The sequence below is a fragment of the Candidatus Cloacimonadota bacterium genome (assembly GCA_020532355.1).
In the GTDB taxonomy this organism is placed as follows: Bacteria; Cloacimonadota; Cloacimonadia; order Cloacimonadales; family Cloacimonadaceae; genus UBA5456.
This window is the reverse complement of sequence record JAJBBD010000144.1, coordinates 1-11,592: the sequence shown is the minus strand read 5'-3', so window position 1 is coordinate 11,592 and position 11,592 is coordinate 1. Positions and strand designations below refer to the sequence as shown.

The following is an 11,592-nucleotide window of genomic DNA, read 5'->3' as shown; positions in this document are numbered from 1 at the left end:
GCTTAGCTTTCAATATCGCCAATATGGATCTGATTCTCAAGTGGCGTGGAAGGTAGAATACAGTTCTGATGGAGGCACCTCCTGGACGCAAGCCGGAAGTGATTTTACGGCAACTGCTGATGTTCAGACCTTTTCGGAGACTTTGAATATTTCCGGCAATATCCGCATCAAGATCAGCTTGGTAACCGATACGGGAACTTCTAACAAGCGCATGAATATCGACGACATTTTGCTGACGGATTATAGTGGTTCAGTTCAGCCCCTTATCACGGTTAGTCCCGGTTCTCTTAGCGGCTTTACTTACGAGGAGGGCTTTGGTCCTTCGGCTGTGCAGAGCTTTGACGTTCAAGGCTCTAACTTGCTTGCCAATATACAAATCCAAGCTTCGCAAAATTATGAGCTTAGCCTCAATGAAGGCAGTGGCTTCAGTGGAAGCTTATCGCTTAGCCCACAAAGCGGGACGCTGGATATTACAACTGTTTATGTAAGAATGGTATCCGGTTTGGATGGAGATTCTTACGTAGGCAGTATAGAACTTTCCAGTACGAACGCTATCTCCCGTATGATCAGTTTAAGCGGCGAAGTAAGCGAAGCACCGGTTGCGGGTAACTATCTGGTGAATTTTGAGGGTGACGGTGAAATCAAAATGGGCTATGCCAGCGGTACGGTGAACCTCAGCGGCATAGATTGGAATATGACTGAAGCTTTGATCGGCGAGATGTCAACAGATTTGATCAATGGTTTGCGAGCCGCCAGAATGCGCGGATATGGCACATCTGCCATGAGCATGCTGGAAGATAAATCCGGTGGTTTGGGCTCATTAAGCTTTCAATATAAACAATACGGAACAGATACCCGAGTAAGTTGGAGAGCGGAATACAGTACGAATGGCGGAACTACATGGATGCAGGCGGGAGCGGACTTTACCCCGTCAGAATTTGGTGATGCGCAAAGTTTTAGCGCTCTGATCAATGTTCCCGGAAACGTGCGGGTGCGGATCAGAACCGTGGAAGATACAGGCACAACAGATGCACGCCTCAATATCGACGATATCTTGCTCACAGAGTATGATGATACTGCACAGCCTATGATTGCCATCAATCCAAGCTCTTTATCAGGATTCAGTTATGAGGAAGGTTTTGGTCCTTCTACGGTGCAAAGCTTTCAGGTACAGGGAGCCAATCTACTGGGAAATATTCAGATTAGTGCGCCTTTGCATTTTGAACTGAGCCAGAGCGCTGAAGGCACATTTGGCAATAGTCTGTCTCTAGTTCATCAAGATGGTAGCGTAAGTGCAACAACAATCTACGTTAGGCTAATCTCCGGTTTGGCAACGGGGAATTACAATGGCAGTATTGAACTTACGAGTCCAGATGCAAGCTTGCAGGAAATCAGCCTCAGCGGCTCAGTGAGTCCGGTTATCATCATTGATGGCTATGTGGTAGATTTTGAAGGAGAGGGCGAGGTAAAAGCAGCCTATGAAAGCGGCACGGTTACGCTAAGCGGGATCGATTGGAATATGACGGAAGCTTTGATTGGAAACACAACTGCGGATCAGATCAATGGTTCAAAATCGGCCAGACTTCGCGGATACGGCACTTCCGCCATGACTATGCTTGGCGATAAGAGCGATGGTTTGGGAAGCCTCAGTTTCTTCTACAGGAGATATGGCTCAGATTCTCAGGTGGCATGGAAAGCGGAATATAGCATCGATGGTGGCATCACCTGGATACAGGCTGGAGAAGATTTTGTTGCTGCTAATAATGATGAAACTCAAAGCTTTAGCGCAACAATTAATATTAGCAGCCCGGGCAGAATTCGCATCCGAACTGCGGAATCAAGTGGAAGCTCGAATGCCAGGCTGAACCTGGATGATATATCGGTAACGGATTATAGCGGTACAACCGATCCACAGATAGCGGTGAATCCGACTAACCTTTCCGGATTTGGCTACAATGAGGGCTTTGGTCCTTCGGCATCACAATCCTTTGCGCTAACTGCAGTATTTCTTTCGGCAAATCTGTTACTTTCCGCATCTACTGATTACGAGATTTCTTTGGATAATAGTTTTTATCAGCAACAGATCGATCTGACTCCTCAGGATGGAACGGTTGCTCAACCGATATATGTACGCTTAAAAGATAATCTCTTAAGCGGAACTTATAATGGAAGCGTGCAGATTTCCAGTGTGGGAGCCGAGCAAAAAACTGTAATCCTTACGGGGAATGTGAGTACGCTGCTATTGCCTGATGCGCCGATAGCTTTGGATGCTACGGAGGTGACTTCTTCATCATTTAAGGCTAATTGGCAAGCCGTGAATGGTGCTAGCTCTTATAAACTGGATGTATATACCGTAAGTTCCGAAGGCGGTTTTGATGATCTCATCATTTCAGAATATATAGAAGGGTCTGGAACTAACAAGGCCTTGGAAATCTACAACGGAACGGGAAGTACGGTAAGCCTTACCGATTATAAGGTTCAGATACTCAGTAATGGAAACCCAACTCCATCTTTTAGTATCGATTTGGGTGGGAATCTTGCCAATGGTGATGTGTATGTATTGGCTCATGCCTCAGCGCATGCCGATATACTTGCCGAAGCGGACTATCTTAATGCTTACGCTGTTAGTTTTAATGGCAACGATGCGGTGGCTATCTACAACACAATTACCGAGCAATATGTGGATATTTTTGGCGTGATTGGCGATGATCCGGGAACAGCTTGGACAGCTTCGGGAGGATATAGCACTCTGGATAGAACCTTGGTGCGCAAACCTGAAGTACGCTCTGGCATAACTCAAAACCCAGTCGGTACAGGTGGAGACGCATTCACTACTCTGAGCACGGAGTGGAATATGTATCCTACAGATACATTCAGTTATATTGGCACTCACAGTCTATCGCGCCGTAGTATAAGTTATGTAGCTGGCTACCAAAATCTGGATGTGGGTAACGTTAGCTCTTATGTAGTAAACGGCTTGGCTCCTGATACAGATTATTATTACGTAGTAAGGGCTGCAAACGCCAACGGTAGCAGCGAGAACTCAAATACCATAGAAGCGTTTACACAAGTGATAAGCACACCTACCGTTCAAGCACGGCAGATCGAAGCAGCAATAACCTCCAATACAATCACCTTGGAATGGACTCCGGGCAATGGTGCCAAGCGCATTGTGGTGATGAATACGCAAAACTTCTTCAATACTCCTGCCGATGGCACAGATCCAGTGGCGAATCCTATATATGGAGGCTCCGGACAGCAAGTAGTGTATAACGATGCCACTCAGATTATTGAAGATGCTCCCTTCAACGGAGTGTTGGTAGAAGGTCTTGAAGCCAGTACTACCTATCACTTTAGAGTGTTTGAATACAACGGCTTTGGGTCAAATACAATGTATCTTTCTTCTACCGCAACCGGGAATCCGTCACAGTTTACTACCTTAAGTGGTGGATTTACGGGCTATTACGAGGATATAGATGGTTATGGGACGGCACTGAAAGCAGAGCTGCACGATCTATTGCGGACAACTCATGCTACACAATATAGCTACGACGCACTGTGGACGCAATTACGCTATACCGATGAAGATCCCAATAACAGCAATAACATAATCCAAATCTATACCGGATGGAGTATTCCTAAGAGTAACTATGGCGGTGGCATTACACAATGGAATCGGGAACACACATGGAGCAAATCGCATGGAGATTTTGGCGAGAGCCGTCCGGCGGGTACAGACCTCCATCATATGAGACCTTGCGATGCCACGGTTAATTCTGCTAAAGGAAATAAAGATTTTGACGAGGGCGGATCTCTCTATGTGGATGCTTCGCCCTATCAAGGCTATAGCGGTAATACCGGAAACTATACTACCACATATAGTTGGGAGCCTAGAGACGAAGAAAAAGGTGATGTGGCGCGAATGATTATGTATATGGCAGTGCGCTATGAGGGAACAGATACCTCTTATGATCTGGAGATTGTAGATTATTCTAATACTGCGCCTAATAATGAGCCCTATTATGGTGAGCTTTCCACGCTGCTGACCTGGCATGAACAGGATCCTCCCGATGAATGGGAATTGCAGCGTAATGAGCGCATCGCAGAGCGACAGGGAAACCGCAATCCCTTTGTGGATCATCCGGAATTTGCCTATATGCTTTGGACTCCTTATCCGCTTGGTGCAACGACTGTAACTACAAGCAGTTTTACGGCGAATTGGAATCAGCCAATTATAGGATCTGCCTACTATTTGCAGGTTGCCACCGATCCTGAATTTACAAGCTTTGTTTCTGGGTATAACAACTTCAATGCAGGCACATCCACTTCTAAGGTTATTTCCGGGCTATCTTCTGGATCTACATACTATTACCGCCTGAGAACTGCTTTCCAGAACGGTTATTCTATGTATTCTCCGGCGCAGATGGTTACTACCATATCTCCGGAACCCCAAGCCACAACTGCGAGCATCAACATCAATAACGGGAATGTGATCCTTACTATTACTTCAGTTCCGGGGGCAACAGCTTACCTGGTATTTGCTTCCGATGAGCCTTATGGAGAGTTTGGTGATGTGAGTGCACAGGGCAGCTTTGACGGTAATGTATGGACCAGCCCAGTGGGCGAAATTACCCAAAGATTCTTTAAGGTTTATGGAGTTTGGGAATAGGAAAATCTGTAATTATAAATCTGAAGCCCGAGATCTGAGTTAAAAGTCTCTGATCCGCAGTCCTCAGCGCAGCACAGAGCCGCACGCTTATGAACGCCCTCTGCTGCGCTCTGGGCTTGACAAGAAAAGCCTGTCTTGGCATTGTGTTCGAACGGTATAAATCCTTATAGGAAGAGACATAATGAATTATGAACATGAATTGAAAATAATAACCAAGAGCGTGGAGGAAATAATTCCGTTGGACGAGCTGAAAGCCAAGCTTGCCAAGAGCGCTAAAAGCGGAAATCCGCTAAGAATCAAATATGGTATCGATCCCACCGGCAATGAAATACATATTGGTCACTTGGTACCGATACGCAAGATGCGGGATTTTCAGGAACTGGGGCATATCGGCGTGATCATTATCGGCGACTTTACTGCCCAGATTGGTGATCCTACCGGTCGAGACGATTCTAGACCTCCCCTTACTCATGAACAGGTTAGAATCAATAGCGAAAAGTATATGGACCAACTATTTACCATACTCAAACCGGAACTTACCGAGATCCGCTATCAGAGCGAATGGTTTGGCGACATGGGTATGGGAGAGGTTCTAAAGCTGATGGGCAAATTTACTTTAGCACAGTTTATGGCACACGATACATTTCGCAATCGTTATGAACAAGGGCTATCTCTTGGTATGCATGAATTGATGTATCCCATCCTCCAGGGTTACGACTCGGTAGCAATAAACAGCGATGTGGAATTAGGCGCTACAGAACAGAAATTTAACATCTTGTGTGGAAGAGACATGCAGCGCTATTTTGGCATGGAACAACAAATAGCAATACTCTCACCTATACTTCTGGGAACAGACGGAGTAAATAAGATGGGTAAGTCTCTGAATAACTACATTGCCGTCTTTGATGTCGCATCTGAAAAATACGGTAAGGTGATGAGCATTCCGGATAACCTGATTATGAACTATTATACTTATGCCACAGCCTATGATCCAGATCAATTGGAACAAGTAAAAAATGAGCTTGCGGCAGGGATAAATCCCATGACTTTGAAGAAACGCCTAGCTTGGGAAATAGTTAAGCTGTACCATGGAGAGGAAGATGCACAGAAAGCGCAAGAAGGCTTTGAAAAGCTCTTCTCTAAAAAAGAAATACCGGACGAGATGCCGGAGTATGGCGTACAGGGAAATAGCGTGAAACTAGTGCAGATATTAGTACAAAGTGGTTTATGCGCAAGCAATGGAGAAGCGAAACGCTTAATGCAAGGGGGAGGAGTGAGCTTGGACGGGAAAAAGATTACCGCATTTGATGCAGAAGTAACAATATCAGATGGTGCTATATTGCGTGCAGGCAAGCGTAAGTTCTTGAAGCTAAAAAAGGTATAAGGATAGCGATTTGAATATAAATAGCCTTATCAGCAACATAGCCATCATTGTAATGGTGTTCTATAGCATCATTATCCATGAAGTGAGTCATGCCTTTGCCGCCTTTGCCTTGGGAGACGATTCCGCACAGCGGGCAGGACGATTGAGCTTCAATCCCAAAAAACATATCGATCCTTTTGGCACAGTAATTTTGCCATTGATACTATATTTTAGCGCGGAATTCATTTACGGCTATGCCAAGCCTGTGCCCTTTAACCCTTATAACTTCCGCAATCTGAAACGTGATTCCGGTTTGACTGCCCTAGCGGGCCCCGTCTCGAACATCCTTATTGCCATAGTATTGAGTGTAATCTTTCACATCTCGGCCCCTATACCTGTGCTACAGCATATATTCTGGTACGTGATATTTCTCAATCTATTATTGGCTTTCTTTAATTTAATACCAGTACCACCTTTGGATGGATCTAAGGTTTTGGGCATGTTTCTCACAGACCAAGCTTATTTTAAGTGGACTGCGCAAGAGCGTAAGGGTATGATCTATCTCTTTGCCGTCATCATTATATCCAATCTATTGGGGCTTAATCTGATTAGCAAGATAGTGTTGCCTCCTGTTAAGCTGGTAATGAGGCTACTGGGATTGCCTATATAGAAAACTAACTACCGCCGAGATCAATCATACAAATATTAAAATAAATACATACATGGAGTAAAAGCATGGATTTAAAGACACTGCAAAAGACGATTGCCGATAACGAAGTGAAGGCAATTGACCTGAAGTATTGCGGCTTAGACGGAAAGTGGTATCATATCACATTTCCTGCTCGCAGAATTGAGAGAGTATTAAAGCGAGGAGTTCCATTCGACGGTTCTTCCATACCCGGCATGAGAAGTGTAGAAAGCGGAGATATGGTGTTGATGCCAGACATCCAGACTGCGCAATTGGATCCATTTTATGAAGTTCCAACGTTGCGTATGATCTGCTCCATCTGCGATGCAGACACTCGTATAGGCATCAAGAAAGATCCTCGTAGTGTTGCGTTAAGGGCTCATGAATACCTAAAAAGTACAAAGATTGCCGATAAATCTACATGGATTCCAGAATTGGAATACCACCTTTTTGATACTGTACAATTCTATTCGGATAGCTTTTCCAGTGGATACAACATAACTTCCAGCGAAAGTAAAGATGCGCTTCCAGAAGATTTTGACGATTTGGATGGGGTGAGTCGGCAAGACGTGAAAGGATATCATGCCGATACTCCTTTCGATCGTTTCTACGAGATTCGTCAAGAGATGGTTGACCACATGGAGACTTTGGGCATCAAAGTCCGCTATCACCACCACGAAGTGGGGCTTTCCTCGCAGCAAGAGATCGAGACCGAATTGCTAGAGTTTCCCAAGATTTGTGATGACACTATGGTGATGAAAGACATCATCCGCAGAACCGCACTAGATTATGGGCTAACTGCCACATTTATGCCAAAGCCCGTATACAATCATGCTGGAAACGGAATGCATTTTCACATGATGTTGCACAAAAAAGGCAAGAACATATTCTACAAAAAGGGTGGTTATGCCGATCTTTCAAAGGAAGCTATCTGGTTTATTGGCGGCATACTCTATCATGGACGAGCCCTGGTGGCTTTTACAAATCCCTCTACCAACAGTTATAAGCGCCTGCTTCCAGGATTTGAAGCCCCAGTAAAGCTGTTTTATGGGCTTGCCAACCGCTCTGCTGCTATTCGCATTCCCAAATATGCCAACAGTCCGGAAGATAAACGTTTTGAATTCCGCACTGGAGATGCTACATGCAATCCTTATCTGGCAATGAGTGCGATTCTGTTAGCTGGAATAGATGGCATAAAAAACAAGATTGATCCGGCTGAACACAATTTGGGTCCATTCGACGATAACGTTTATACTTGGAGTGAAGAGAAAAAAGCAAGCTTGCTTTCAATTCCGGCAAATCTCGCTGAGGCTATGCAAGCGCTAAAGGAAGATCATCAATTCCTTTTAGTGGGCGATGTATTCAATGAAGATCTTATTGAAAGCCACATCAAACTCAAGATGGCTGAATATGAGGCACTTAATGCCCGTCCACATCCTCATGAAATGATGTTATATTACAATCTGTAAAAAAACGGAATAATACTTGCATTGAATTCGGTCAAATCAAACTCCAATAGGGGATAGCCAATGAAGAAACTAACACTAATAATGCTATTAAGCATGATTTGCGGGCTTGCCTTTGCTGCTGCTACAGATTTCAGCGTAGCCTCATTCAAGTCTGCTTTTGAGATTACAAGTAATACCAATAATAGTATGGAACTTGAATTCAGCTTACCACAATATGAAATAACAACGCAAGAAAACAATGGGCAAACATTTCACCGCATTGTTATGCCCGGAGCTGGAACTCTTATGCAAAGTGGTATGCCAGAATTACCAGTTATTACAACCACTATAGCGATTCCCCATCAAGGTGGAGTAAACATAGAGGTTATTAATTCTCAACAAAGCGTTATTAGCAACTATCATGCGTATCCTCTTCAGCAAGATATGGAGCTTGAAAATCCTAAATCTTTTGTGCAAGATACTCAATATTATGGCGGTGGTGGCGAATATCCCACCGCAGCCATTGAATATAGCGATCCCAAAATCATTAGGGATTTTAGAGTAATTACGGTTCAGGTGAATCCTTTTAGTTACAATGCGGCCACTCAAGAATTGACTGCGCATACAAACATCAATATGCGCGTTAATTATACCGGTGGATCAGGCATAAACGAGTTAACTGCACCGGTACATCACATATCTCCGGCTTTCGATAAGATATATTCGTCCTTCATCCAAAACTACCATGAATACAGAGATTTAATGGTTGCCAATACTCCACCGCGTTATCTCATTATTCATGGGCAGTCCCAAGATGTAGTTTTTAATACTGCTTTGAATGGTTTTGCCACTTGGAAGAGACAGAAAGGTGCCGATGTGGATATTGCCAACACTTCATCATCAAGTGCCGGCAGTTCTTCTAGTAGCATTCGGACGTATATTCGCAACCAATATAACAATCCAGAAACTCGCCCCGACTATGTTATTCTTATTGGTGACGTAGGTGGGAGTTTTAGCATTCCTTGTTTCCAGCAGTCTTATGGCGCAACAGACTATCCTTATACATTCATGAATACCGGAGATATGCTGGGCGATGTGTTTATCGGGAGAATCTCCGTAGAGAATTCTACCCAGTTTTTGGTGCTCCTAAACAAAATATATGCTTATGAGAAGAATTTAGATGTAGATAATGCCGAATGGCTGAACAGAATGCTATTAGTTGGCGACAACGATCCCTCGGGCATTTCTACGATGTATATCAGCAAGTACATCAAAGAGATGGCTCTGGAAGAGAATTCGGATAACACTTTTACCGAATTATACGGAGCAAATTTCAGTAGCTTGGTTTCTGGGATAAATAGTGCCTTCAATCAGGGAATTTCTTTTTATAGCTTCCGAGGATATATCGATTTTAGCCCACCTTCTGAAAGTGCGTTATCGGGCAGTAATATGATACCCCACGCAGTTATTATTACTTGTGGCACCGGGAATTTTGATGGATCCGGCGAAACAGAACAGCTTATCAGATATGGAACTACGGCATTGCCTAAGGGTGCGGTAACTGCTATTGGTATGAGCACATCCAGTACCCATACTACATTTAACAATGTGCTACATGGAGGCATTTTTGAAGGTATTTACACTCGAGGAATGCGTACTATGGGTGAAGCTCTTTTAAACGGGAAACTATATATAGATGAGATATTTGGAGTTTCTTCTCCGGGTTCGGCAGTAGACTTTGCCCATTGGTGTAACTTAATGGGAGATCCCACGATGGAAGTCTATACAGGCATCCCAGATAGATTTAATGTCCAAACAGAGGAAACCATTCCTCTTGGCTTGCGGCTTCTGGATGTAGCGGTAACCGATTATCTCACTCAAGAGGCGGTTGAAGGAGCTTCAGTTGTGCTCTCTTCCGGATTCGACATCCTCTCGCGGGGCTATACCGATGCTGATGGCAATGTGATTCTTGTACTTCCCGATGCCATGCAAGCCGGTGATGCAGTGCTAACCATTCATAAGCATAATTTTAAACCTAAGCAGATATATATCGTGATTGAAGATGAGCCTACATTGGTACCCGGAGATATTGTAATTGATGATTCTGCGTCTTCCAATCCTAATGGCTTGGCATCGGCGGGTGAAAGCATTCAAGTTTCTTTTGCTTTACGCAATACCGGCGCAGAAGCCTTACAAGGTGTAAGTGGAATGGTTACTTCGGATAGTCCGTGGCTTCAAATAGAGAATCCTTCAATAAACTATTCTGAAATTCCTGCTTATGGTTCGGCAGATAACACTTCTCCGATTATTCTTAATATTCATGACGGCACTCCCAACAACACAATGCTACGGTTACACCTATATCTGAGTGATAGCAATGATAACGAGTACCATGTGTCTGAGTTTATCTTGGTAGAATCCCCAATTATTGAGCTAATCTCTTACCAAGTATCTGACGATAATCCTCACGAACCGGATTCAAATCAAGCTCTTACCCCTCAAAACAATATTCTCGATCCCGGTGAAGAGGCTGTGCTAACAGTAGAATTGCACAATATCGCTACGGTTTCGGTAAGCGATGTGTATGCTCGCTTACACACTCACAACGACCTGTTATCGATTACCAGTAATATGGATGTGGTGGGTGAACTTAATGGGGTAGATCAGATTCAGGAACTAAGCTTTAATGTTTGGCTACGTCCTCAAACACTTTCCGGAATGCAGATTCCGCTATATCTTGAATTGTTTAATGAAGCGGGATTTGAACAAATTATTGATTTTAATTTAGATGTAGGAACTGTAGATAATGATACCCCTCTTGGTCCTGATGATTATGGATATGTAATATACGATTGGAACGATACCGATAATCCCTATGCAGCATACAATTGGATTCCCATTGCCGAACAAGAAGGTGGATTTGGAACTGCATTGCCGATCTCGGATATATATAACGGATCTGACGAAGGAGATCAGGTAGGGGCTCAATCTCTTGCCGTTGTTGATCTGCCTTTCTCATTTAGATTCTATGGCAGACACTACAATCAAATTACTGTCTGTTCCAATGGATTTATCGCTATGGGTGTAACCGCAAATGCAGAATTTAGAAATTTCCGTTTACCCGGGGCAATGGGACCCAGCCCAATGATCGCTCCTTTCTGGGACGATCTTGCCACTCATTCAGGTAGTGGTATTTATACCATGTTCGATCGTGGCAATCGCTCCTTCATTATTGAATGGTATAACTTACGAAATGGTAAAAATGGCACATCCCCTGAAACCTTCCAAGTTATCCTTTATGATCAATCTGTACACAACACTAGTATGGGCGATGGTCCCATCAAATTCCAATATCACACATTCAATAACGTGGATAGCCAATCTGGTTCTCGTCATGGAAACTATGCTACAATCGGTATTGAGG

At 43.9% G+C, this 11,592-nt stretch carries 5 protein-coding genes; all 5 read left to right on the top strand.

Annotated features, from left to right (window positions below; genetic code table 11):
- The first annotated feature begins 40 nt into the window (after positions 1-40).
- Positions 41-4,669, top strand: a complete 4,629-nt coding sequence (locus LHW48_05395) for an endonuclease (GenBank protein MCB5259898.1) — start codon at positions 41-43, stop codon at positions 4,667-4,669.
- A gap of 181 nt (positions 4,670-4,850) precedes the next feature.
- A complete protein-coding gene (gene tyrS / locus LHW48_05390) occupies positions 4,851-6,053 on the top strand; it encodes a tyrosine--tRNA ligase (protein MCB5259897.1) in 1,203 nt (400 codons plus the stop codon).
- Between the two features lie 10 nt (positions 6,054-6,063).
- Positions 6,064-6,702, top strand: coding sequence for a site-2 protease family protein (locus LHW48_05385; GenBank protein MCB5259896.1), 639 nt, complete (start codon positions 6,064-6,066; stop codon positions 6,700-6,702).
- 65 nt (positions 6,703-6,767) lie between these two features.
- Positions 6,768-8,189, top strand: coding sequence for a type I glutamate--ammonia ligase (glnA, locus tag LHW48_05380; GenBank protein MCB5259895.1), 1,422 nt, complete (start codon positions 6,768-6,770; stop codon positions 8,187-8,189).
- 60 nt (positions 8,190-8,249) lie between these two features.
- On the top strand, positions 8,250-11,592 hold a 3,343-nt coding region (locus LHW48_05375), incomplete at its 3' end, for a C25 family cysteine peptidase (protein MCB5259894.1).

Coding starts and splice junctions, on each gene's coding strand:
- tyrS (MCB5259897.1), top strand. CDS start 4,851: ATGAATTATGAACATGAATTGAAAATAATAACCAAGAGCGTGGAGGAA.
- glnA (MCB5259895.1), top strand. CDS start 6,768: ATGGATTTAAAGACACTGCAAAAGACGATTGCCGATAACGAAGTGAAG.